This window comes from Acinetobacter sp. D009 (assembly GCF_038562025.1).
GTDB classification, from domain to species: domain Bacteria; phylum Pseudomonadota; class Gammaproteobacteria; order Pseudomonadales; family Moraxellaceae; genus Acinetobacter; species Acinetobacter pittii.
The window spans coordinates 1,949,410-1,973,622 of sequence record NZ_CP151886.1; the positions used below are offsets into that span (position 1 = coordinate 1,949,410).

The following is a 24,213-nucleotide window of genomic DNA, read 5'->3' on the forward strand; positions in this document are numbered from 1 at the left end:
TCCTTACAGAAAATATCGCCAGTATAAGTGAAAGAATGATTGAAACATAAAGAGCATTTTTATACCTATTTTCAGTTGCTTTAGCAGTGAAAATATAACCTGAAGTAGTCAGTGCCACTATTCCAAATAAAGCTATGAAAAAAGGATTCATTATGTTAAGAACATGGCTTGCACTGAAAGCAATTATCATACCTACGGTGCATACACCTAAGAGCATAGAGAAACAATAGAAAAAATATTTTAAGTTCATTTTTTATATTTTAAAGGTATTAAAAAACGATTATATATCAATAACACTATATAAATAAAGAGAGTATTAAGATGATAGAGAATTTAGGTGAAGTCCAATCTAAGAGAGGAGAAATATAATTATAAATGCGGAAAGTAGTATCTATATTTCTTTAGCGCACTTTAATGAAGCTGCCTTTAAGTCATTATCAGCTTTGTAGATCATATTTGAACTAGAGGCACTTAAAATTGTTCTAGCTTCAATTATATCTTTATTCAGAATCTTAACGTCTAGAACCATACCATTTTCAATGTAAATCATATTATTTGCATACTTAACTTTGTTGAATACAACATGTCCACTCGTATCATCACAAAGTATTCCATTGCCATCTGCTTCAAGTCTTATTGTTGATGTATTGGGATGGATCGAAAACGTCCACATACCTGATACCGATGGTATTGATGGTTGTACTTCACTAAATTTATTAGTAATGATTTGAGTTGTTGGGATTACACATCCATTCAATAAAACTGTCGACCCTAAAAAAATAATCTTTTTCATGAAATTATCCATTTTAATAATGTTTAAAATTTAACAGCTCAGAAAGTTAAAAACCACCCGATGGTGTTTTAAAAGTTTTAAAAATAGCATTTATTTAATTTAAATTATTCAATAGAGTAACAATGTAAGATATTGATAAGAAAACAAAATATAATGTGGATTAAATTTATAATATATCCTTTGGGGATGTTTGTACTGTGGCAAATTATTTTCTTAATTTTTTTAAAAAAACATCATATTAGACAAATTTTCGTATAAATTACCCTTCTAGGTGAGTTGGGCAATCTAAAGGAATGAAATGACGCTTAAACAACTAAAAGCTTTTTTAGCCCTTGCGCGTACACTCAACTATGCCAATGCATCTTTAGAGCTACATCTAAGCCAATCTGCTTTAAGTCTCACCATCAAAAGCTTAGAGGAAGAATTAGGCGGAAAACTATTTAACCGTAATACTCGCCGTGTTGAGCTTACACAAGAAGGTAAATCCCTCATTCCCTATGCTAAAAAATTACTCGCCAATTGGGATGAAATGGAAAACGATGTTAAACAACGTTTTAAGCTCAATCGTGGAACCTTAAGTATCGCTTCAATGCCCTTTGTGACCCATGCAATTTTGCCTGAGGTGATTCATCAATTTTTAGAACTTCATCCCAATCTTAACTTTTCAATTCACGATATTCCCAATGAAACCATTATAGAAAAAGTACAAGATGGTATTTTCGAGCTTGGTATCTGCTTTGAACCTGATCTCACCGAAGGCCTAGAGTTCAAACCACTATTTGAAGAAGATTTCTTAGCTCTATTACCAAAGACTCACCCACTTGCTCAATCATCTTCTATTACATGGCAAGAGCTTTGTTCAAATCCATTCGTGACATTGCAAAAACCTTCAATTGTTCGATATTTGGTTGAGCAGAATTGTTTGCGAAATAATATAACGCTCGATTTGAAAGTTGAATGTCATCAAATTTCATCACTTTCAAGTTTTGTGGCTTATGGAATTGGGGTAAGTGCAATTCCAAGACATTTTGCTAAACACATTGATAAAGAACATAACGTACTCATTGAGTTAAAGGATGAATCTATCCATAAGACTGTAGGAATTGTTTATAAAAAGAACTTTGAAATTTCAAATATTTCGACTCAATTTATTGAAGCTTTGATTCAATATAAATTTTAAAAAATTAAAGACTGCTTTTTAGGATGAGCTAAGCATACGCTTAAGCTAAAATTATTAATTATAATAATTTTCAATGATATGAGGTGGTTTTTTAAAGTATTTTGCTTTATGTTCGTCTGATCTTTTGTAGACGATTTGAAACCATTCATTGATTATACTTATTAATCATTTAAAAAAATTAACTTCTATAACGCAAAATGTGATGCTAAAACTAAGATTACTAAGGGATATAGGATAACAATAGAATGAATAAAGTTTATGCCAATGCAGAGGCAGCACTAAAAGATGTTATTGCAGATAATCAAACACTTGCCGTAGGCGGTTTTGGTTTATGTGGAATTCCGGAAAAACTGATTGTTGCAGTTAAGCAAAGTGGTGTGACTGGTCTCACATGTATTTCAAATAACGCAGGTGTAGATGATTTTGGTTTAGGTATTTTGCTTCAAACAAAACAGATCAAAAAAATGATCTCTTCTTATGTTGGTGAAAACAAAGAATTTGAGCGCCAATATTTAAATGGTGAACTCGATGTAGAACTTACTCCACAAGGTACATTAGCTGAAAAGTTACGTGCTGGCGGTGCTGGTATTCCTGCGTTCTATACTCAGACTGGCGTCGGTACACTCATTGCCGAAGGTAAAGAAGAACGTACCTTTAATGGCAAAAACTACATTTTAGAGGAATCTTTAACAGCAGACGTGGCTCTTGTTAAGGCCTATAAGGCAGACAAGGCTGGTAACTTAGTGTTCCGTAAAACTGCTCAGAATTTTAACCCTGAATGTGCAATGGCTGGAAAAATTACAATCGCCGAAGTTGAACAGGTTGTTGAAATTGGTGAATTAGATCCGGATGAGATCCATTTAGCGGGTATCTATGTAAACCGCATTGTACTTAATGCGTCACCTGAAAAACGTATTGAGCATAAAACTTTAAGCACGGAGGCAGTATAAAATGGCTTGGTCGCGTAATGAAATGGCACAACGTGCTGCAAAAGAACTTGAAGACGGTTTTTATGTCAATTTAGGTATTGGCTTACCTACTCTAGTTGCTAATTATATTCCTGAAAATATTAATGTTTGGCTTCAGTCTGAAAATGGCCTATTAGGTATTGGTGAGTTTCCAACCGAAGAAACTGTCGATGCCGATTTAATTAATGCTGGGAAACAAACGGTTACTGCTCGCCCTGGTGCTGCTTTTTTCTCAAGCTCAGAATCTTTTGCCATGATCCGCGGTGGCCATGTCAACATTGCAATTTTAGGTGCAATGGAAGTTTCTGAAAATGGTGACTTGGCGAACTGGATGATTCCTGGCAAGAAAGTCAAAGGTATGGGTGGTGCAATGGACTTGGTTGTTGGTGTCCAAAAAGTTGTAGTGCTTATGGAACACTGTGCAAAAGATGGTACGCCAAAGATCGTTAAAAACTGTAGCCTACCTTTAACAGGTAAAGGTGTGGTTCATCGCGTCATTACTGACTTAGGTGTAATGGACATTACACAACAAGGCGTAGAGCTGATTGAACTTGCTAAAGATGTCACGCTTGAACAGATTCAAGCTGCTACAGGTGTTGAGTTTTATAAAACCTTAGTCGCTTAAATTTTAATTTTTAGTAAGCCAGATAAGACTTAAGTTAGAAAGTGAGCTTAAGTCTTAGCCCTTTTAAGCACCGGATGTGCTGTCTATAAATAAGAACGAGAAGGATTTTTTCAGCTATGGAAAAACAGCAAGGAATTTTTGAAAGATTTGCTCTTCGGATTAGTGACTGGTCTGAAAAATGGTTTCCTGATTCATATATTTTTGCATTACTTGGCGTCATTATCGTTTCAGTTGCCGCTTTAGGTATTGGTGCACCTATTCACGATGTCGCGACTTCCTTCGGTAACGGTTTCTGGAGTCTTATTCCCTTTACCCTGCAAATGACGATGCTCATTATTGTAGGTTATGTCGTTTCTGTATCTAAGCCCGTAAAGTTCCTAATCCAAAAAATGGCACGTATTCCAAATTCTGGACGTGGTGCTATTGTTCTAGTTGCAACCGTCAGCTTGTTAATTTCACTGGTCAATTGGGCAGTAAGCACGATTCTTACTGCACTTTTAGTGATTGCATTAGCAAAACGTAAAGAGCTGAATATGGATTACCGTGCAGCGGCAGCGGCAGCAATTATTGGTATGGGGGCAACATGGGCACTGGGGATTAGCTCTTCGGCAGCACAGCTTCAGGCAAATAAAACCAGTTTACCTGAGTCAATTTATAACTTAACTGGCGTTATTCCATTTACTGAAACGATTTTCCTTTGGCAATCAATTGCGATGACCATTATTTTGGTGATTGTTTCAATCGCAATCGCTTATTGGTCAGCTCCAAAAGGTAATAATGTTAAAACGATTGATAGTTTTGATGTTCAGTTTGAAGAAGATAAACCACATGATGTGAAATCTAATCGTCCAGGTGATTGGTTAGAAAACTCGCCTATCTTAACGATTATTGTGGTGGCATTAGGCTTAATCTGGATGTTTTTTGAATTTTCAAAAAGTAATCCAATCATTGCCATTTCAAGCCTTAACACCTACAACTTTGTGTTTTTAATGCTTGGACTAGCATTGCATGGCACACCACGAAACTTTTTAAATGCTGTTTCAAAGGCAGTTCCGGCTGTATCAGGAATCTTAATTCAGTTTCCACTTTACGGAAGCATCGCTTTTATTATGACGCAAGCTTTAAACAGTCAAGATTTATCGCTGTCGCATTATATAGCTGAGTTTTTCGTTTCAATCGCCTCAAAAGAAACCTTCGCAATTGTGATGGGAATTTACTCTGCCATCCTTGGGTTCTTTGTGCCATCTGGCGGTGGAAAATGGATTATTGAAGCCCCATATGTAATGCAAGCAGCAAATGATTTGAAAGTTCATTTAGGCTGGTCTGTACAAATTTATAATGCAGCCGAAGCTTTACCGAACTTAATCAATCCGTTCTTTATGCTTCCAATGTTAGGCATTTTAAAACTAAAAGCAAAAGATGTGATTGGTTTTACAGTCACTCAGCTCGTTGTGCATTTTCCGTTAGTTTTATTTTTATTATGGTTCTTTGGAAGAACACTTAGCTACACCCCACCTACTTTTTAATTTACTGGCGCCTTTAGTTTCGGCTAAAGGCAAATTTAGCAAATACATCAATAAGAGATATTAAGATGAGTTCAATTGTTATAGTTTCAGGTAGCCGTACTGCAATGGGCGGTTTTCAAGGCAGCCTATCGGCTTTAACTGCACCAGAACTTGGCGCTACTGTTATCCGTGAATCGATCCAACGTGCAGGTGTTGCACCTGAACAAGTAGATGAAGTTATTTTTGGTTGTGTATTGAGTGCAGGCATAGGCCAAGGTCCTGCTCGTCAGGCGATGCGTAAAGCTGGTGTACCTGATCATGTCGGCGCTGTCACCATTAATAAACTTTGTGGCTCTGCCATGAAAGCGGTGTTAATGGCATCTGATACTCTAAAAGCAGGCGGTGCCAATATTATTGTAGCTGGCGGTATGGAATCTATGACCAATGCGCCTTATATTTTACCTAAAGCTCGCGGTGGTTACCGTATGGGTCACGGTGAAATTAAGGACCATATGTTTTTAGATGGTCTTGAAGATGCAGAAACAGGCCGCTTAATGGGTTCTTTTGCTCAAGACATGGCAAATACCAAAGGCTTTACCCGTGAGCAAATGGATAACTTTGCGATTTCTTCACTTAAAAAAGCGCAAACTGCGATTACGGAAGGTTACTTCAAAGAAGAAATTGTTCCTGTTGAAGTAAAAACACGTAAAGGTGTTGAAGTTATCGATCAAGATGAACAGCCATTAAAAGCTAATCTTGAGAAAATTCCAACTTTACGTCCTGCTTTTAGTAAAGACGGTACAATTACAGCAGCTAACTCAAGCTCAATTTCTGATGGCGCTGCTGCATTAGTACTCACCACTGAAGAATATGCTCAAAGCCATGGTTTAAATACTTTAGCAAAAATTGTTGCAACTTCTACGCACTCCCAGCATCCAAGCGAATTTACCATTGCTCCAATTAGTGCAATTCAAAAAGTGCTTGAGCGCGCTGGTTGGTCAGTTGACGAGGTAGATGCTTGGGAAATTAATGAAGCTTTTGCAATGGTCGCAATGGCGCCAATTCATGAACTCGGCATTGATGAGGCAAAAGTAAACGTCCATGGTGGTGCTTGTGCTTTAGGCCATCCAATTGGCGCAACTGGTTCAAGAATTATTCTTTCTCTTATCTATGCTTTAAAACGCCTTGGTAAGAAGAAAGGTGTTGCTGCATTATGTATTGGTGGTGGTGAAGCTACAGCTGTTGCAATTGAAATCTAAAAATTAAAGTGCACGGAAGATGTAAGAATTCTTTTTACATCTTCTTTTTTTAGACTTTAAAAAGTTCATAACAGGTTTGACGGAACCATTTATGGCTACTTTTATGATGGCAAGACATATGCCAATGTTGTTTAACATCATAAGTTGGGAAGTCTAGAGGTGCTGGTAAAATCTGTAAATTTTCTCTCACCAATAAGACTTGGCTTAAATAATACGGTACCGTTGCGATCGCATCTGTTTCTTGAACGACTAAACCCACTCCAAGATAGCTCGGTAATCGAATTAAAATATTTCGATCTAAACCTTTGTTCTGCAATTCATTTTTAATATGGTAGTGCCCGATTCCCGCATCAATGTCGATATGATACTCGCGCATATAATCATCTAAAGTAAAATTATTTGGGTCTAAACGAGGATGACTCTTAGAGCTAATCACCACATAATGCTGTTTAAAAAACTTTTGTTGATAAAAGCCTTCTTCTAATTGGGGTAAAAAACCAATTGCAAGATCAATCTCACCATTTGCCATTTGATAGCTGGTTTCTGGTGTAATCGGCCTAATATTCAAGCGAATTAAAGGTGCTTTCTCTTTTAAATAGTTTGTTAATTGCGGTAATAAAACCAGATGAGATACATCTGTCATGGCAATTGTAAAAAGCTGATCTGAAGTTAGCGGATCAAAATTCACGCTAAAATTATTAATGCTTTCTACTTTATCAATAACTTCACTAATGAGTGGAAAAATCTCTTTTGCTAATTCGGTTGGGATCATCTCATTCCCAACACGAATAAAAAGTGGATCATTAAAATGCTGACGGATTTTGTTCAGTCCATTACTAACACTCGGTTGTGTAAGGCCAATAGCATCAGCAGCCATTGAAACACTTTTAAACCGATAAATATGATAAAAAATATTTAGTAATCTACTATCTAGATCAAACAAAATTGTCTCCGTCTGGATCAAATAATCCATTCAAAAGGAATGAAATCAGGCACAGCATATATAAAAATGCTCACTAGATTTCTGAATTATTGATATATGGTCTAAATTAACAAAGAATCTAGACCATGAGCAATGCTTTATAAAGCCTTTCATCATAAAGACAAAGGTATGAACTCTTTAATTGATTACTTTGTATGTAAATACCTTTAAGACATCACATATCATGATAAATTTTAATCATGCTGAGTTTGAAAGCCCTTCCAGATTTGCTGAACTGATTTGTTATCACTCAAGTTATTTTTAAAAATATAAATATCCTGTGGCAGACAATATTCGTTATGGTCCAACATGACCAATTTTCCGGTAGCGAGATCTTCCTCTACATTAATTTTTGGAATCCATGCTACACCTAAACCTTGTAATACAAGCTCTTTCAAGTTGGTGGCATTGTCAGTTTCATATAAGGTTTTATAGATCAGTTTACCTTCAATCAATTGATCGACCAATTTGCGCAAATATGCATGTTTACTATAAGCAAGTAATGAAAAATTACTCTGAATTGTATGCTTAGGCGTATGATCTGCTTCGGTAGCTGACACTGGAACAATCTCTGTTTCAGCGATCTTGATACCACTTAAAATATCATCGCCAACTCGATTAATATTAGATCGATCTGCATAGCAAATCATAAAATCGCAGGCACCTTCTTTTAAGAGAGATAAGCCTTCACCACTATTCGTCGCGACAATTTCGATTTTTAAATCGCGCATAAATGTTGGGAATTTTTTTAAAAAAGTGGTTAAAAAACCTGAGGCTAATGAGTGTACAACACAGAAACGAATCGTAGATTCGGTTTCATTTTTGATGTTTTTAATCAGCTTTGCTGTTTCTTCTACCTGCTTTTCAATATTTTTAGACATAACCAGCATAATCCGCCCAATGTCTGTAAATTCAATATTATTTTTATTATTTCGAATAATAACTTCAGCTCCGATCATCTCTTCTATTTGCTGAATTCTACGCGTAAACGCGGATTGACTAATAAATCGTTTTTCGGCTGCTTTTGAAATAGAACGCTCACGCTCAAGTGTCAAAAGGTCTTCTACCCAACGTACTTCTAAGTTCATTTTATGCATTCCCTTTTTATATTTATGTCCTTAATCTGTCTGGTTGGGAAGCTGAATAAATAACTGAATAGATGAATAAAAACTATAAAACATGGGAGTACCTGCAAAAATGCGATGGAGGGTTGGCAAAGCCAAACAATAAAAGTAAGTATTTAAATAATTCTGACATAGAAAAGAGCGTAAGAGAATAAAAGACTTTGATTTAACTCAACAACTCATACAAATATAAAATTATTACTTTAAAAATTATTTTAAATCAAAAAGTAAGGAGCATATAACGCAAGTAAATAACAAGTTTTAAGTTAATAAAAAAAGAAATAATCCTATGCTTTACTCATGTTTTATTTTTTATAAAAAAAGTCCGCACCTTGGGGAAGAATACGGACTGTAAAACTGAAAATGACTATCTAGCTTATTTCAGGAATTAAGCTCTCTGACTCAATAAATTCATTTAAATCAGAAGATATGCTTGCAGTATAGCTCAGTCCATAAAACCTGACTATTCTACTAAAGTATTTAACTTAAGATTGAATAAAAACCGAATTTCTAATATTCGCCAATGAGGTAATATAATTTTCTTGAAATTTCAACCATCATATTAGAAGTATATTGAGTAATTTCAAAAACTTGCTTTTTCTGGGGATTGAACACCATATTGTCATTTTCATCACTAAAAAAGATATAAGTGGTGTATTTATCCATATGGTGGATATGCTCTTTTAAGCTTAATTTTTCCCCAGAATTGGGATCATAGGCGATAAACTTCATTCTCATGAATTTTGTCTCTATACATACAGTCTTTTACCCAAATTCTAAGAAAATCTAGATAAAACAATATTTTGATGGATAATATGGAATGGTTAACCTAAGAACTGAGGCTACTTGTAAGATATGGGCACAATACTATTAGCCTTGTTTACCGAGGTTTCAGCAGAAGCGATTGATTGCTCTGCTTCTTTAAGCAGACGAGAAGTTTTAGACTCACTTTTCTCTTCACCGTGGAAAAGCACATAGTATGTAAAACTTCCCAAAATAATTAATGCGGCTGTGACTTTTAACATAAACTTAAAACTAAGATTTTTTCGTATTATAGTGTTTTTTATGTGAAATGCATCACATTTTATATGAATTTGTTAGATAAGCTTCACTTTAAAAGCTAATAATAAAGATAATTAAGTTGATATTTCATTTAAATTAATCAGTCTTAATTTTTACAATGGGTTTCTTTCAAAAATTAGATGACCATTCATTGTATCAAGCAAATTTTGAAATCAACTTCATCTCAATATTAAGTTATTAATTTATAAAGTTAAATTAATAGTTAAAAATGAACTCTCCTAGTTAGTTGACTATAAAATTAAAAAATTGATATGCAAAAAATGCATAATTAACTTGATAAATGCATTAGAAGTGAAGCATTTCGAAATCTAATATGAATTATCTTCTTTACTAATTCGAAGTTTAATGATGAACGCTGAAATTACCACCCGTATTGAGAAGGATCTTATTGGTTATAGAGAGATCAATAATAACGACTACTACGGAGTTCAAACATTACGTGCTCTAGAAAACTTTAATTTAACTCAAAGCAAGGTCGGAAATTTCCCTCACCTTATTAAAGCTTTAGCAATGGTAAAGCTTGCTTGTGCTGAAGCGAACTATAATCTTAAAAGCTTAGATCAGACTAAATTTGAAGCGATTGAATACAGCTGTAATCAACTTATTCGTGGTAATTTTCACGACCAGTTCCCGATTGATATGATGCAAGGCGGTGCTGGTACTTCAACCAATATGAATGCAAATGAAGTATTAGCAAACGTCGCTTTAGAATATATGGGACATGCAAAAGGCCAATATCAATATTTGCATCCTAATAACGACATTAACATGTCACAGTCAACAAATGACGTGTACCCTACTGCGATTCGCTTAGGTTTGTTATTAAGCTTAGATGAACTAAATCTTCCTTTTAACAATTTAATTTTAAGTTTCCGCAATAAATCTCAAGAATTTGCTCACATCCTGAAAATGGGCCGTACACAGTTACAAGATGCTGTGCCAATGACATTAGGTCAAGAGTTTGGTGCTTTTGCAGTAACTTTACAAAAAGACCTTGAGCAAATTAATACGCTTATTCCAAATGTTTTAGCGTATATGAACCTTGGTGGTACGGCGATTGGTACGGGAATTACTACTGAATATAGTTACCGTGAACTTGCTATTCAAGCACTTGCAAAAATTTCTGGTAAGAAAATTAAATCTGCTCCTGATCTAATCGAAGCAACTTCAGATATGGGTGACTTTGTTCTTTTATCTGGTTTATTAAAGCGTACCGCAACTAAACTTTCAAAAATTGCCAATGACTTACGTTTACTTTCAAGTGGTCCACGTACTGGCATTAATGAAATTAATTTAGAAGCTCGTCAACCGGGTAGCTCGATCATGCCGGGTAAAGTAAACCCAGTTATACCTGAAGCAATGAACCTTGCTTGCTTCCAAATTATTGCAAATGACTTGGCTGTAACTTTAGCTGCTGAAGCGGGTCAATTACAGTTAAATGCAATGGAACCACTTATTGCATTCAAACTGTTTGAATCTATGGATTTGCTTGGTAAGGCAATGGCAATGTTCCAAAGTAAGTGTATTGATACAATTACGGCGAACCCTGAGCATTGTAAGGCTTTGGTTGAAAACTCGATTGGTATCGTGACTGCACTTAACCCATATCTAGGTTATGAAACTACAACTCGTATTGCTAAAACTGCAAACGAAACTGGACAAAGCGTATTGGCTTTAGTTCAAAATGAAGGTTTATTATCGGCACAAGTGCTTGATGATATCTTGTCGATTAATAATATGGTTAAACCAAAAATGTCGGCTTAATTCCTGAAATAAAAAAGGAGCTTTTATAAGCTCCTTTTTTATTTGTTTTATATTTTAAAAACTGAAAGTTGTAGAGAACTGGGCTGTACGTGGATTACCTAAGAATAAATAGTCATCACCCATAAATGCCCCTACATCACGCCAATATTTCTTATTAAATAAGTTATCAATATTGAATCTAAAAGTTGTGTCATGCCCAGAAAAATTTGTTTTATAGGCAGCACCAATATTAAAAACGCTGTAACCGCCTACTTTTGCAGTTCCCTCTTTGTTTGCATATTTACTGCTACTGTATTGCATGCCACTCAATAATCTTAATCCTTCAACTGACGGAACTTTATAAGATAACTGTGCAGTTGCGCGTACTTTCGGTACATTTTGAGTTTGATGACCTTTGTAGCTGTCACTCTCAATATCAACAAGACGTGATTTGGTGTAAGTAATGCCAGAGCTTACGTCAACTGTATCGGTTAAGGCACCAGTTAAACCTAATTCAATACCTTGATTGTGCTGTTCACCTTGTTCAATAAAATCGAAAGTTCCATCAGCATTTACTTTGCTATATTGATTGTCTTGTTTTAAATCGAAAACTGCTGCCGTTACCAAGAAGTTCCGAATTTGTTGCTTAACACCAACTTCATATTGTTCAGAATTTTTAGGAGATAGAACTTCTAGAGCATTATTAGCGAACCACGGAGCTTCACCACCATCTGATAATCCTTTGGCATATGAAGCATAAAGATTAGTTTTAGCAGTTGGGCTATACATGAGTGCTAATTGCGGTAAAAATTTATTTAAATCGGTATCTCGGCTTTGCTGTCCATCTGACGTATAGGCTTGCTCATCAAGATGAATAAGTTTTCCACCGAGTAAAGTTGACCATTGATCATTAAATTGAACTCGGTCAGATATAGTAAAAGCAGTCTGATCGCTTTCTAGAGCTTTAAAGCGATTGCCTAATTTTTCAGGTGGCATTTTAAAATCTGATGAATCAGTATAAATATTGCCAATTTCATTCTCAATAAGTTGATTACTCGGATCATAACGCTTCAGGTTTTTACGTGTATTTTGCAATTCAAAAGCTACCTGATGCTCAATATTGCCAGTATTGAATTGACCCTCTAACCCAGCAGAAAACTGATTAGTTATACGTGTGTCATCTGGGCTACGATAGTCATAAAGATCATAGTTTCCATCTTTGTCAAATACTGCAAGTGGATTACCCGATGAATAATAACTTCCATAAGGAAACACAATATAATCATCAATCACAACACGGCTTTGCGATGCACTTAAACTAGCATTCCATTGATCATTAAATGTATATTGATATTTCAAACTTGCATTTACACTGTTATTTACAACAGGTTTACTCCAAGACTGATAACCCAATAAACGGTCTTGATCTACATTTGTTGGTACTTCTTGCCCATCAAGCAGTTGATAACCTGGTACTGAACGTTGACTTTGATGCTGAGCTTCAATATCAAACAATAATTTAGAACGATCATTAATTTTCCAGTCTAAAGCAACTGAACCAAACTCTCGTTTACCATTTGCGTGATCAACATTTGGATGGATGCTTTCATGGGCTAAATTGATTCGATAACCAAAACTATTATTAACAAAGCCGCCAACATCTGTTGCCAGTGTATAGCCGCCTTCTGAATTTGCATCTACAGTAATGTTTTTAACATCGGCAGGCCTTTTGGTGACATAGTTAACAACACCACCTGGTGTCGACATTCCACTTTGAATTGCAGAAATGCCTTTTAAGATTTCAACTTGTTCTTTATTTTCTAAAGCCACGTTTTGTTCGCCACGTATAGTATGGCCATTAATGAGATAACTTGAGCCTAAATCAAGCGCAAAACCACGTGCTACAAAATTTGGATAGTAGCCAATCGCAGCATAGCCATCCCCTAACGAAGAATCGTTTTTAATAACATCAGTTAAAGTTTTTGCGTGTTGGTCTGCTATACGCTCAGAGGTAATGGTTGTAATAGATGCAGGAACTTTCTTTAAATCATTAGTTTGAAAACCAGCTAAATTAACTTTTTTAGACGTATATAGTGCATCATTATTTTGTGTAGCATTCACAGTAATGGTTGGGAGCTGCGAAACCTCCGCTTCATTTGCATAGACGACAGATGTTATGAGTGCAATAGATGAAGCCAATGCTGTTTTAGAGCATGTCATGAAGTGAAGATTTATCGAACGTCTTTCCATTGAATAACTACCTGCCATACCGTGCATAATTCTAAAGCGCTAGAAATGAGTGCGGAGTCTATTTTTAGCCACGCAAGAATACAGCTACATATATTGAGAAACAATACATTCTGTACTTTTTCGATTAAGTGTATTTGATACAAATTTTATGAACTTATCATTATATAAATTTCATTTATTTTATTAGGAATTGACGCTATAACTTTTTAAGTATTACCAAATATTCGAAATAAACTTAAGCTCGAAATGAAACTTAAAAGGAGAAATAAAATAGAAAAGTACCGTTGTAAATTAGCTCACTGATTTTAAATAGAATTAATTATTAAGTTAAATGAAAGGAAGTGTTCGATCATTGTTAAAAATCTCTTTAAATCGAACAAAAGGACGTAATCTTACTAGAATCGAATTTTAAAATTAGAAAAAATGAATGGTTAGGAATTTAAGGAAGTGCTCAGGATTGAGTGATATTTAAAGTTTCATTCTATTTTCTATCCAGCATATCTAAAAATTCCTCATTTTTGTCTGCAAAATGATGGAAGAAATATGACATACACTCAGGAAGAAAAACGTAGCAGAATACGTGGGATTGTAGGCGCAGCCTCTGGTAATTTAGTTGAATGGTTCGACTTTTATATCTATGCAGTATTTGCTGCCTACTTTACTCAAGCGCTAACAGCACCTGATATGGATAGTACGACTAAATCTATCTATGTGTGGGGCGTATTCGCTGCAAGCTTTTTTATGCGTCCTATTGGTAGTTGGGTATTTGGACGAATTGCAGACCGGCATGGTCGAAAAAAGTCGATGGTCATCTCAATTTGTCTGATGGCTTTGAGTTCTTTTCTATTTGCAGCCCTACCTACTTATGACCAAGTTGGCTTATTTGCCCCGTTTCTTTTACTGGTAGTGCGCTTACTTCAAGGCTTATCGGTTGGTGGTGAATATGGTGCAGTAGCAACATATATGAGTGAATTGGGTTTAAAAGGCCAACGTGGTTTTTACTCATCTTTCCAATATGTCACCCTCTCTGGTGGTCAGTTACTCGCAAGCTTACTTGGTGTAATTTTATTAACGTTCTTAAGTGAACAACAATTACATGATGGTGGATGGCGTATTCCGTTTGTTATTGGTGGCATTGCAGCAATTTTTTCTTTGCTTGCACGTAGTCGCTTAGAAGAAACGCTTTCTCATCAAGACAGCGAACGAAAAGAATCTGGCAGCTTAAGAGAACTCTTTAAGAAACATTGGAAAACCTTTTTATTGGTGGTTGGATACACTTCTGCTGGTTCATTAACGTTTTATGTAGAGACCGTTTATTCAAAAACCTATTTAACCAATTTAGGGATGGATGGAAAAACCGTTGGTTATATTATGACCTTCGCCCTATTTGTCTATATGTGTGCTCAACCTGTATTTGGTGCAATTTCCGACCGTATTGGGCGACGCTCTTCAATGCTGGCCTTTAGCTTATTGTCTGCGATTTTTATATACCCAGTCATGGTGATCGGGATGCGTGCCTATATAGATTCTCCGATCATCATTACCTTGCTACTTATTTTTATGATGATGTTACTCAGCTTCTATACTTCTATTAGTGGCTTGGTAAAAGCTGAAATGTTCCCACCTCATGTGCGAGCTTTAGGTGTAGGATTTTCTTATGCGGTAGGTAATGCGCTGTTTGGCGGTTCTGCTCCTTCAGTTGCCCTACAGTTCAAAGCTGCCGGAATTGAAAATACCTTCTTTATATATGTCATTGTCATGCTGATTATCTGTTTCTTATGTAGCCTTGCGCTTCCGAAAAAACCAGATTATTTAGAACATGATCATTAATTAAACAATATGCCTTCTGTCCCAAGCAGAAGGCATCTTTTATCCCATAGCAAATTCTTTTAAAAAAGCCCACGGAAAAATCCCTTTATCATGCCCATCACTAAAACAAATTTGGGCACCATAACCTTGATCAAACATAGCTGTCACTTCAACATTTTGATGCTCTATTTCAATTTGTTTAATCCGCTTCGCTCGACAAAAGCTGCATGGGCAAATTTCCCTTAAACTTTGATGACTCAGACATACGCTTGAGCCATCGGTCCATATAAAGTGAACCTGCTTATTTATAGTATCGACACGAATATCAGGTCTGGTTTGCATATTTCACCTCCCCAATTTGATTTAACCCAATACGAATCGCTTTTCGTACTTCTGGGTCAGAGTCATGTTGGTGTTGTTCTAATAGGTGATGAGCTTCTGCTGTACCAATTTCACCTAGTGCTAAAGCGACCTCTTTACGTAAATTGCTAATTTCATGATTAAAGTTATCAAATAGATGACTAACTGCAATACGCGATTTGAGTAGTCCTAAGCTACGTACAGCTGCAATACGTACTTGCCAATATAAGTCAGATAAAGCATGAATTAAGAGAGTTTCAAGCTGAGTGATATGTAATTTTCCAATCGTAAGTGCGGCTTCCACTCTTAGTTGCCAACTTTCCGAGGTTAAAGAATGTTGAAGCGCTTGGATAACATCAGCGTTTATGTCCTGGCTATAAGCCAAACCACCTGTTGCAATGCGGCGAACCTCATCATCTGTATCTGTTTCTGCAATTTTTGCCAATATCGTAATCGCTTGGTCTTGTTGTAACCAACTTAATGCACTGACTGCCTCACGGCGCACTAAAGCATCTTCATGATGTACCAAAGCAGATATCTCTGTGAATAATTGCTGTGGTCGTAAAGGTTTTAAAGCACGTAAAATTGCACTAAGAGCAAAAGTATCCGTATGCTTTAAATAAGGCGCAAGGATCTGGGCTGATGCCGCATTTTTTACTTCACTTAAGCTTTGGCTGGCAGCTTGTTTTACATTCAGATCAGTATCAAATAAGGCTTGTGCCAATACTTGCAAACTGGTTGGATCTTCCCAACTTTCTAGTTTTTTTGCCGCCTCTTCACGGACTAAAGCTGAAGAGTCGTGTTGCAGTGCTGTATGCAACCAAGGAAGTAAATCCGGATTTTCTTCATCACCAATATTCATTAAAGCGACAAAGCGGATCTTTTCATCTGCATGATTGAGCTGCGCAAGAAATTCCTGATTATATTCATCGAGGTCATCTAAAGCTTGATAATAAAAACTCATTCGTATTCCTTAATTTGTGATTTCTTTCCAAGCCCTAATGGATTTAAACGGCTAAACTCTTCTTGTTGAGTGGCATCTTTTAAGGTCTGGATGCAATGTTTTTTAATGGCGGTAAATTCACTACTTGTTACAAGCTCAACGTCTCGTGGACGTTCAAACTTAAGCGGAATTTCTTCAATAATTCGTCCAGGTCGATGGCTCATAATCAACACTCGATCGGCTAAAAAAAGTGCCTCATCAATATCGTGGGTAATAAATAAAACCGACGTTTGGATTTCTTGCCAAATTTCGAGTAATAGCATTTGCATTTTTAGACGAGTTTGAGCATCTAACGCACCAAAAGGTTCATCCATTAATAAAATACGAGGTTGATTAATCAGTACTCTCGCAATTTCAACTCGTTGCTGCATGCCACCAGAAAGTTCAGCTGGAAATTTATGTTCAAAACCTTTAAGCCCGACCAGATCAATCATTTTCTGAGCTTGTTCAATACGCTTTTGCTTGGCGATGCCTTTCATTTTTAAACCAAAAGCAATATTTTCAAGCACGCTTTTCCATGGAAATAAGGTATGTTGCTGGAACACCAAACCTCTGTCTGGATGCGGTTCGAGGATAGATTCATTATCGACCGTTAAAGTCCCAGAACTAATCGATAAGTGCCCTGCCAAAGCACCTAATAATGTGGATTTACCGCAACCAGATGGGCCAAGTAGACATATAAAATCGCCCGGTTGTATTTCGAAATTAACCCGATCTAGTGCCTGAAAACGATTTTTAGCTTGTCCTAAATGTAGCGATAGATTTTGAATACGCACATGGCCTTGTGTAATTGACATTTTAAGACTTCCTCAGTTGATACCATGGAGTAAATCGGTTTCCAATCACGCGCACCAATGTACTGCTAAACATACCTAATGCTCCGATCAGCACCATGCCAACCACGATATTGCTATAATTTTGCAAGGTGAAAGACTCCCATGTGAAATATCCAATTCCGTGTTGTCCAGAAATCATTTCCGCAGTCACTAAACAGAACCAACAAGTGCCCATTCCAATAGATAAACCCGTAATAATGTTCGGTAATGCGCCCGGAATAATGACTTCATGAATAATGGCGAGATCAGAAGCACCCAGACTTTTCGCTGACGCAACGAACCTTGGGTCAACTGCACCAACGCCATGTACCGTATTTAATAAAATTGGAAATAAAGCCCCAATAAAGGTAATAAAAATCATGGAAGCTTCTGATGATGGAAAAATCAGAATTGCTAAAGGAATCCATGCAACTGCTGGAATTGGACGTAGTACTTCTAATGGCGGCATTAGAAATGCAGCAAGTTTTTGATAACGTCCTGCTAACAAACCAATACCTACACCAATTAGAGCCGCAAGCACAAAACCAACTACTACGCGAAAAACACTAGATTCAACATGTTCAAATGCAGTGCTGAGTTGAAAGAAAGTCCACAGTGCATGAATAACATCTAAAGGTGTGGGTACATTGCTAAAGTTCACAATACCTAAATTTATTTTAAACTGAGCTAGGCCTTGCCAAATGACTATCCAGAAAACTATCGATATAAAAGCAATCGCGTAGTTTTTTAGATGCGTCGGATATAACCTCAATTGTTGGAAAAATTTAATCAAAAATGTACTTTGGTTTTTAGGTTTTGTTTGGACTAAACTACTCATTCGTCACCTCCTGCTCATTAGGTAAGACAACACATCAGCTCTGTGTTACAAGCTGAATAGCTTTAAAGTCATATACTTTTCCGCCCTGTTGTTTAGCCCATTTTTCAGCATCATCTTTTAATAAAAAGGCGTGAATTTGTCCTGCTTTATCTGTGGCATACCATGCCAGATTGGCAAGTAACTTAATGTCGGACTGATGATCTTGGCTATAAACCACACGCACCGTTTTTCCAGCTGCTTGTATTTTCTTTAAATCAGAAAAAGCATGCTCAGGCGTTTCGTAGCTACGAACTTTTTCTTCACCCTTTACCCAAATTTGAGTCACCCGATCAAATGTTTTGATGGGTTGGCCCGTTAAAGCGTCATTGGCAACCAAAGGTGATTTTGCATAGTCAGCCAGTTGCTGGCTGTAATTAAGTCCAGATGCTTGAAATGCATCCTTAATATATTGGTCATCAATAAATTTATTTACATCAAGCTTACCGTCGTTTTTGCCTAAAACTTTTAAGGTATCTATCGCAATTTGAGTCGCTTTTCGATATTCAGGTTTCCACGTTAAGTCACGAGTTTGCAGACCTAAAGGGCCATGAAATAGATAAACAACTTCGGCAGGAATACCTGTTTTTTCAGCAATAAGTTCACTATATTTTTCTGGTTGTTCCCAATCAGACGATTCGCTTCAATAGTTGCCTGTAAATAAGCCTTTATAACTTCTGGATGCTGCTGTGCATAATCCTTGCTGGCAAGCGAACCATGAAATGTGGGTGATTTTGCTTGAGAACCATCATAGATTTTTTTAGCAAAACCTTGGTAAGCAAATAACTCTCCAAATGGTACGAAGTCGGCATGTGCAGCAATCTTATGACTTTTTAATGCAGGTCCCGCCACTTCAGGCGCCTGAGCAATTACTTTAATATCTTTATCAAGTTGCCAGCCTTCTGCTTGAATCGCTCGTAGCAACAGTCCATGAGCAGTTGAGGCAAAAGGTACGGAAATGGTTTGTCCTTTTAGTTCTTTGAGTGATGTTACTTTTGAGTCAATTGGAACAACAATCGCATTACCGCTACCATTGATACTGCCTGACAATGGCGCTAAAAATATACTTTCTTTTCCAGCTTTTTTAAATGCCGCTAAATTATTAACAGCAGGAAAGTCAGCCATTGCTCCCAAATCTAGACGCCCTGCCACCATCTCACTGGTAAGTGGTGCACCAGAGGTAAAGTTTTTCCATTGAATGTCATATTTAACATTCTTGTATTTACCATCTTTGGGTAAATATTTTGGTAATAAATTCAATTCACGAATCAACAACCCACCTGTTGCACAGTTAATGGTCGTGTCTTGCGTGCCAATCGCTACACGAACAGTTTCTGTTTTACTGCCGCACCCCAAAGTGCCAAGTACAATGGCACCAATTAAGCTACTGAGTAATAGTTTTTTATTGATCAATTTATTTTGTATCATGTTGAGTATTCCAAATTAATTATTTGAGTAGGTATGGGATATTTACTTTGACTGCGTCCGTTGGGCAGTCCTTTTCACAAGGCATGCAGTACCAACATTCATCAAACTGCATGAAAGCTTTTTGAGTTATTGGATCGATCGCCAATAAGTCCATTGGACAAACATCTACACAGACTGTGCATCCTTTATCAGCAATACATTTATCTTCATCGATAATGACGGGTGCGACAGTACGGTGCTGAACTTCTTTAAAAATAAAAGCCATGATTTAAATTCCTGATTTATTTAGTCTGCTAGAGCAACGTCTTTTTGAATGCGTAAACGGTCATAAGACACAGCTTCATCTTGATTAATCGGAACCACATAAGGCTCGATTTGTTTTTTGAAACTGACCATGTTGCCTTGTTCATCTTTTTTCAAATGCGTGTGACAGAACCAATCCGAGTTATTTTTTTGAGGGAAATCTGCTCTATAGTGGTACAGTCCCCAGCGGCTTTCTTCTCTAAACAGTGAAGCTCGGGCTGCCATTTCCGCACAGTCTCGAATAAAAGAAACTTCAGCGGCACGCATCAGCTCATGCGGGTTTCTTGCAGAAATTCGCTTAATATCCTGTTTGATTTCTTCAAAACGTTTGAGCCCAATTTCCATTTTTTGGCGAGTTTTAGGCGGTTGCAAATAGTCATTTACAAAACGGCGCAGCTTATATTCCACTTGTTCTGGAGGTAAACCTTCTGAGCAATCCAGTGGCGCAAATATTCGAGCTTTTTCTGCTTCTATTTCGCTTTGGTTTAATTCGCTATCTTCAATTGCATTTACGTATTGCGCAGCATTTACACCCGCAAACCATCCGTAGGTAAATGCACCAAGCATATAGTTATGAGGTACAGCCGCCATATCGCCAGCACTATATAAGCCTTTAACCGAGGTCTCGGCTTTTTCATTGACCCATACGCCAGAAGCACTGTGTCCACTACAGAAACCAATTTCTGAAATATGCATTTCCACCATATCTTGACGGTAATTGGTTCCTCGGCCCTCATGGAAACGACCACGGCTTGGGCGCTCATTGGTATGCAAGATTTCTTCGATGGTTTGAATGGTTTCTTCGGCCAGATGATCTACTTTTAAATAAACAGGACCATTACCACTTTCCAATTCTTGGTAAAATTCCCACATCATTTGACCACTCCAGTAGTCACATTCAATGAAACGTTCACCTTTACTATTGGCCGTATAACCTCCTAAAGGTCCGGTCACATAGGCACAAGCCGGACCGTTATAGTCTTTAATCAATGGATTAATCTGGAAGCATTCTAAGTTGGCAAGTTCAGCACCTGCATGGTATGCCATTGCATAGCCATCACCTGCATTGGTTGGGTTTTCATAAGTGCCCATTAAATAGCCGGACGCTGGCAAACCTAAACGCCCTGCGGCACCACAACATAAAATGGCAGCTTTCGTTTTAATGACATAAAAGTCACCACTACGACAGTCAAAACCGAGTACACCATTGATTGCACCTTGCTCATTTTTTAAAAGCTTTGTGGTGACAATCCGATTATTAATTTTGACTTGAGCACGCTTTAACTGACGATATAAAACTTTTTTAACGTCATGGCCTTCAGGCATTGGTAAAACATATGCCCCCATGTGATGTACTTTTTTTACTGCAAATTCGCCTGTCTCATCTTTTTCAAACTTAATGCCCCATTGATCGAGCTGTTGAATGGTTGTGAAACTATGCTTTGCATATGCATATACAGTGGTTTGGTTAACTACCCCATCATTAGCAATGGTAATTTCTTTGGTGTATTGCTCAGGTGTTGCGTAGCCCGGAATGACAGCATTATTCAGCCCGTCCATTCCCATTGAAATCGCTCCACTGCGTTTTACATTCGCTTTTTCAATGAGCAAGACTTTTAAATTGGGGTTTTCTTGTTTTGCTTTAATCGCAGCCATTGGTCCAGCAGTTCCACCACCAATCACCACAATATCGAACTCAAGATATTTAGTTTCCATTGTAAAATCCTTATTTTTATCTGAGCTATTAACGATGAATACGTAAACGGTACTGGAAGGTATCGCCTGAGAAATAGAGATATTCATAGTCAATCGGCTGGCCATTTGCGTCATGAGTTAAACGTTCAACCCGTAATACAGGAGTTCCGATTTCGACTTGCAGTAAAGCCGCCAATTCTTCATCCGCCACCGTGGCATCAATGCTTAAATCCGCATGTCCCAAAGGGATGTCACACTCTTGTTCTAATGCCTTGAAAATATCGGTTGTACGTAAATCAATCGCTTTTTCTTTAAGCTTCAAACCAATATGTTCTGGCAAATAAGTCAACTCATAAGACACTGGCTGACGGTTGAGTAAACGGACACGTTGAATTTCATACACATTAGCTTTAACAGGTAACTTTAATTTGGGTACAACGTGCATTGGGATCTGCTTAAGCTCGGCCGAGATGACACGGTTTAAAATTTCGTGACCAGCAGATGACATTGCTTCTGCAAAACCTTGCAAACTTGAAATGTTCTGGAATGTTTTTGGCTTACTTACAAAGGTCCCTTTACCTGGCACCTTAAAAATATAACCTTCCAACTGTAATTGGTTGAGTGCTTGGCGAACTGTGATTCGGCTTACACCAAACTGTTCAGCAAATTCGTTTTCAGATGGAATTTGACTCAATACGGCATATTCACCATTTACAATTTTGTTAAGGATGAGTTCCCTTAACTGATCGTAAAGAGGCTTATGATTTTTGGGATCTTGGGGTAGCTGGCTCACGGCTCACAACCTGTTATAACAACTTGAGCAAATAATGTTTAAAATGTTTCAGCTTTGGAAATAATTTAAAGCGATAACTTTAGTTAAAAAAATAATTTCATTTAATATCAATAAATTAATAAATAGTTATCTATAAAAGTTGAATTTTTATCATAAAAAATACATTTGTGTTTGTTATGCTATAAAACATACTCCGTTATGCCATAAACGTAAAAATTAATATTATTTTTTAGGGGATAATATGCAACAAAAACAACAAAATACCCCTGATGATTCAGTGGTACAAGTCACCTTCTGGCAAGCCTTTTTATTTTGGCTCAAGCTCGGCTTTATTAGCTTTGGGGGACCAGCTGGACAAATTGCTGTGATGCATCAGGAACTCGTTGAGCAAAAGCGCTGGATATCTGAAAAAAGATTTTTGCATGCCCTGAACTACTGCATGTTATTACCTGGTCCTGAAGCACAGCAATTAGCAACCTACATTGGTTGGCTCATGCATAGAACTGCTGGAGGATTAGTTGCAGGTATTCTATTTGTATTACCCTCCTTATTTATTTTAATTGGACTGTCTTGGGTTTACATAAAATTTGGAGATGTTCCCGTTATTGCAGGTATTTTCTATGGAATCAAGCCTGCCGTTACCGCAATTGTTTTCCATGCAACGTACCGTATAGGTAGCCGTTCGCTTAAAAATAAGTTTTTATGGATCGTCGCGATTGCGGCGTTCTTTGCCATCTTTGTCTTAAAGCTTCCTTTCCCGCTTATCGTTTTATCAGCTGGTATTGCTGGCTATTTAGCGAGTAAAAAGTACCCAGAACTATTTTCCTCCGCGGCTGGACATAAAGCCAGTCAAAACGATTATGGTCCGGCATTTATTGATGATGAGACCCCAACACCAGAGCACGCTAAATTCCATTGGTTGCGTTTAGCTAAACTTATTTTTGTAGCAATCGCTTTATGGCTATTGCCAATTTTAGCTTTAGGCGCATATTTTGGATGGCATCATTCTTATACTCAAATGGCGTGGTTTTTTACTAAAGCTGCATTACTCACTTTTGGTGGGGCCTATGCAGTTTTACCTTATGTCTATCAAGGAGCTGTAAATCATTTTGGATGGCTTTCACCTACACAAATGATTGATGGTTTAGCTTTAGGTGAAACTACACCGGGTCCACTGATTATGGTAGTGGCTTTTGTTGGCTTTTTAGGAGGCGTCAATCATTCATTACTTGGCTCTGAGCATCTATTTTTTGCTGGAGCACTTGGTGCAGTCATTGTGACTTGGTTTACCTTTCTCTTTTCATTTGTATTTATTTTTGCGGGTGCGCCTATTATTGAATCTACACATAATGAAATTAAATTTACTGCGCCACTCACTGCAATTACCGCGGCTGTGGTCGGTGTAATTTTAAATCTCGCACTATTTTTTAGTTATCACGTGTTATGGCCACAAGGCTTTTCAGGGCATTTTGACATTGTTGCAGCCTTCATTACTGTTGGTGCATTTATTGCTTTATTCCGCTTTAACGTGAACGTGTTATATGTGATTTTTGCATCAGCGCTGGTTGGACTAGCTGTCACTTTTTTTAGTTAACTATTGATTTAAATATTTTTTAAATTC

General features: G+C 37.1%; 21 protein-coding genes and 1 pseudogene. 8 read left to right on the forward strand and 14 right to left on the reverse strand.

What is annotated here, in order from left to right; translation table 11 throughout:
• Positions 1-391 precede the first annotated feature (391 nt).
• Positions 392-793 (reverse strand): J517_1871 family lipoprotein, encoded by a 402-nt coding sequence (locus tag AAC388_RS09235; RefSeq protein ID WP_064784140.1) that lies wholly within the window; start codon positions 791-793, stop codon positions 392-394.
• 298 nt (positions 794-1,091) lie between these two features.
• On the opposite strand from AAC388_RS09235, the gene AAC388_RS09240 reads away from it, so the two are divergent.
• The 5 genes from AAC388_RS09240 (at position 1,092) to AAC388_RS09260 (ending at position 6,330) form a co-directional block, all read left to right on the forward strand.
• Positions 1,092-1,973 (forward strand): LysR family transcriptional regulator, encoded by an 882-nt coding sequence (locus AAC388_RS09240; RefSeq protein ID WP_014206698.1) that lies wholly within the window; start codon positions 1,092-1,094, stop codon positions 1,971-1,973.
• Between the two features lie 245 nt (positions 1,974-2,218).
• On the forward strand, positions 2,219-2,923 hold the full coding sequence (locus tag AAC388_RS09245) for a CoA transferase subunit A (protein ID WP_002113873.1): 705 nt from the start codon (positions 2,219-2,221) through the stop codon (positions 2,921-2,923).
• A gap of 1 nt (position 2,924) precedes the next feature.
• Positions 2,925-3,566, forward strand: coding sequence for a 3-oxoacid CoA-transferase subunit B (locus tag AAC388_RS09250; RefSeq protein WP_063098795.1), 642 nt, complete (start codon positions 2,925-2,927; stop codon positions 3,564-3,566).
• A gap of 116 nt (positions 3,567-3,682) precedes the next feature.
• Positions 3,683-5,092 (forward strand): TIGR00366 family protein, encoded by a 1,410-nt coding sequence (locus AAC388_RS09255; RefSeq protein WP_069030506.1) that lies wholly within the window; start codon positions 3,683-3,685, stop codon positions 5,090-5,092.
• 65 nt (positions 5,093-5,157) lie between these two features.
• A complete protein-coding gene (locus tag AAC388_RS09260; RefSeq protein ID WP_342370497.1) occupies positions 5,158-6,330 on the forward strand; it encodes a thiolase family protein in 1,173 nt (390 codons plus the stop codon).
• A gap of 49 nt (positions 6,331-6,379) precedes the next feature.
• Here AAC388_RS09260 and AAC388_RS09265 read toward each other — a convergent pair whose 3' ends face one another.
• The 4 genes from AAC388_RS09265 to AAC388_RS09280 form a co-directional block, all read right to left on the reverse strand.
• Positions 6,380-7,273, reverse strand: coding sequence for a LysR family transcriptional regulator (locus tag AAC388_RS09265; RefSeq protein WP_003651675.1), 894 nt, complete (start codon positions 7,271-7,273; stop codon positions 6,380-6,382).
• 233 nt (positions 7,274-7,506) lie between these two features.
• The gene (locus AAC388_RS09270) at positions 7,507-8,400 is read right to left on the reverse strand and encodes a LysR substrate-binding domain-containing protein (RefSeq protein WP_002113716.1); all 894 of its coding nucleotides are present in this window, start codon (positions 8,398-8,400) and stop codon (positions 7,507-7,509) included.
• A gap of 546 nt (positions 8,401-8,946) precedes the next feature.
• Positions 8,947-9,168: a hypothetical protein gene (locus AAC388_RS09275; protein ID WP_014206692.1), complete on the reverse strand. Its 222-nt coding sequence runs from the start codon at positions 9,166-9,168 to the stop codon at positions 8,947-8,949.
• 110 nt (positions 9,169-9,278) lie between these two features.
• Positions 9,279-9,461, reverse strand: a complete 183-nt coding sequence (locus AAC388_RS09280; RefSeq protein ID WP_002113649.1) for a hypothetical protein — start codon at positions 9,459-9,461, stop codon at positions 9,279-9,281.
• A 403-nt stretch (positions 9,462-9,864) separates the two neighbouring features.
• Between AAC388_RS09280 and AAC388_RS09285 the strand changes: the two genes are divergently transcribed.
• Positions 9,865-11,283, forward strand: coding sequence for an aspartate ammonia-lyase (locus tag AAC388_RS09285; RefSeq protein ID WP_017399577.1), 1,419 nt, complete (start codon positions 9,865-9,867; stop codon positions 11,281-11,283).
• Between the two features lie 54 nt (positions 11,284-11,337).
• On the opposite strand, the gene AAC388_RS09290 is transcribed toward AAC388_RS09285, so the two are convergent.
• Positions 11,338-13,539, reverse strand: a complete 2,202-nt coding sequence (locus tag AAC388_RS09290) for a TonB-dependent siderophore receptor (RefSeq protein WP_342370498.1) — start codon at positions 13,537-13,539, stop codon at positions 11,338-11,340.
• 516 nt (positions 13,540-14,055) lie between these two features.
• On the opposite strand from AAC388_RS09290, the gene AAC388_RS09295 reads away from it, so the two are divergent.
• Positions 14,056-15,342 carry an MFS transporter gene (locus AAC388_RS09295; RefSeq protein WP_060465671.1) on the forward strand — a complete coding sequence of 429 codons (1,287 nt, stop codon included), beginning with the start codon at positions 14,056-14,058 and terminating at the stop codon, positions 15,340-15,342.
• Between the two features lie 39 nt (positions 15,343-15,381).
• Here the strand turns inward: AAC388_RS09295 and AAC388_RS09300 are convergent, their stop codons facing one another.
• The 8 genes and pseudogenes from AAC388_RS09300 to AAC388_RS09335 form a co-directional block, all read right to left on the reverse strand.
• Entirely contained in the window at positions 15,382-15,663 is a 282-nt protein-coding gene (locus tag AAC388_RS09300; protein WP_119685668.1) for a gamma-butyrobetaine hydroxylase-like domain-containing protein, read from the reverse strand.
• On the reverse strand, positions 15,647-16,645 hold the full coding sequence (locus AAC388_RS09305; protein ID WP_119685667.1) for a HEAT repeat domain-containing protein: 999 nt from the start codon (positions 16,643-16,645) through the stop codon (positions 15,647-15,649). Before AAC388_RS09305 ends, AAC388_RS09300 begins: the two co-directional genes overlap by 17 nt.
• A complete protein-coding gene (locus AAC388_RS09310) occupies positions 16,642-17,481 on the reverse strand; it encodes an ABC transporter ATP-binding protein (RefSeq protein ID WP_119685666.1) in 840 nt (279 codons plus the stop codon). Before AAC388_RS09310 ends, AAC388_RS09305 begins: the two co-directional genes overlap by 4 nt.
• 1 nt (position 17,482) lies before the next feature.
• On the reverse strand, positions 17,483-18,337 hold the full coding sequence (locus tag AAC388_RS09315; RefSeq protein WP_014206685.1) for an ABC transporter permease: 855 nt from the start codon (positions 18,335-18,337) through the stop codon (positions 17,483-17,485).
• A 34-nt stretch (positions 18,338-18,371) separates the two neighbouring features.
• Positions 18,372-19,801 (reverse strand): annotated as a pseudogene (locus tag AAC388_RS09320) (ABC transporter substrate-binding protein).
• 19 nt (positions 19,802-19,820) lie between these two features.
• Positions 19,821-20,066 carry a ferredoxin family protein gene (locus AAC388_RS09325; protein ID WP_002049790.1) on the reverse strand — a complete coding sequence of 82 codons (246 nt, stop codon included), beginning with the start codon at positions 20,064-20,066 and terminating at the stop codon, positions 19,821-19,823.
• A 20-nt stretch (positions 20,067-20,086) separates the two neighbouring features.
• Positions 20,087-21,820, reverse strand: a complete 1,734-nt coding sequence (locus AAC388_RS09330) for a fumarate reductase/succinate dehydrogenase flavoprotein subunit (RefSeq protein ID WP_262461020.1) — start codon at positions 21,818-21,820, stop codon at positions 20,087-20,089.
• Between the two features lie 28 nt (positions 21,821-21,848).
• Positions 21,849-22,592 carry a GntR family transcriptional regulator gene (locus AAC388_RS09335; RefSeq protein WP_000080816.1) on the reverse strand — a complete coding sequence of 248 codons (744 nt, stop codon included), beginning with the start codon at positions 22,590-22,592 and terminating at the stop codon, positions 21,849-21,851.
• 241 nt (positions 22,593-22,833) lie between these two features.
• Here AAC388_RS09335 and chrA point away from each other — a divergent pair, with 241 nt between their 5' ends.
• A complete protein-coding gene (gene chrA, locus AAC388_RS09340; protein WP_276124254.1) occupies positions 22,834-24,186 on the forward strand; it encodes a chromate efflux transporter in 1,353 nt (450 codons plus the stop codon).
• Positions 24,187-24,213: the final 27 nt, after the last annotated feature.

Coding starts and splice junctions, on each gene's coding strand:
- chrA (WP_276124254.1), top strand. CDS start 22,834: ATGCAACAAAAACAACAAAATACCCCTGATGATTCAGTGGTACAAGTC.
- AAC388_RS09255 (WP_069030506.1), top strand. CDS start 3,683: ATGGAAAAACAGCAAGGAATTTTTGAAAGATTTGCTCTTCGGATTAGT.
- AAC388_RS09330 (WP_262461020.1), bottom strand. CDS start 21,820: ATGGAAACTAAATATCTTGAGTTCGATATTGTGGTGATTGGTGGTGGA.
- AAC388_RS09290 (WP_342370498.1), bottom strand. CDS start 13,539: ATGCACGGTATGGCAGGTAGTTATTCAATGGAAAGACGTTCGATAAAT.
- AAC388_RS09235 (WP_064784140.1), bottom strand. CDS start 793: ATGAAAAAGATTATTTTTTTAGGGTCGACAGTTTTATTGAATGGATGT.
- AAC388_RS09250 (WP_063098795.1), top strand. CDS start 2,925: ATGGCTTGGTCGCGTAATGAAATGGCACAACGTGCTGCAAAAGAACTT.
- AAC388_RS09240 (WP_014206698.1), top strand. CDS start 1,092: ATGACGCTTAAACAACTAAAAGCTTTTTTAGCCCTTGCGCGTACACTC.
- AAC388_RS09310 (WP_119685666.1), bottom strand. CDS start 17,481: ATGTCAATTACACAAGGCCATGTGCGTATTCAAAATCTATCGCTACAT.
- AAC388_RS09285 (WP_017399577.1), top strand. CDS start 9,865: ATGATGAACGCTGAAATTACCACCCGTATTGAGAAGGATCTTATTGGT.
- AAC388_RS09245 (WP_002113873.1), top strand. CDS start 2,219: ATGAATAAAGTTTATGCCAATGCAGAGGCAGCACTAAAAGATGTTATT.
- AAC388_RS09260 (WP_342370497.1), top strand. CDS start 5,158: ATGAGTTCAATTGTTATAGTTTCAGGTAGCCGTACTGCAATGGGCGGT.
- AAC388_RS09295 (WP_060465671.1), top strand. CDS start 14,056: ATGACATACACTCAGGAAGAAAAACGTAGCAGAATACGTGGGATTGTA.
- AAC388_RS09305 (WP_119685667.1), bottom strand. CDS start 16,645: ATGAGTTTTTATTATCAAGCTTTAGATGACCTCGATGAATATAATCAG.
- AAC388_RS09275 (WP_014206692.1), bottom strand. CDS start 9,168: ATGAAGTTTATCGCCTATGATCCCAATTCTGGGGAAAAATTAAGCTTA.
- AAC388_RS09270 (WP_002113716.1), bottom strand. CDS start 8,400: ATGAACTTAGAAGTACGTTGGGTAGAAGACCTTTTGACACTTGAGCGT.
- AAC388_RS09280 (WP_002113649.1), bottom strand. CDS start 9,461: ATGTTAAAAGTCACAGCCGCATTAATTATTTTGGGAAGTTTTACATAC.
- AAC388_RS09300 (WP_119685668.1), bottom strand. CDS start 15,663: ATGCAAACCAGACCTGATATTCGTGTCGATACTATAAATAAGCAGGTT.
- AAC388_RS09315 (WP_014206685.1), bottom strand. CDS start 18,337: ATGAGTAGTTTAGTCCAAACAAAACCTAAAAACCAAAGTACATTTTTG.
- AAC388_RS09325 (WP_002049790.1), bottom strand. CDS start 20,066: ATGGCTTTTATTTTTAAAGAAGTTCAGCACCGTACTGTCGCACCCGTC.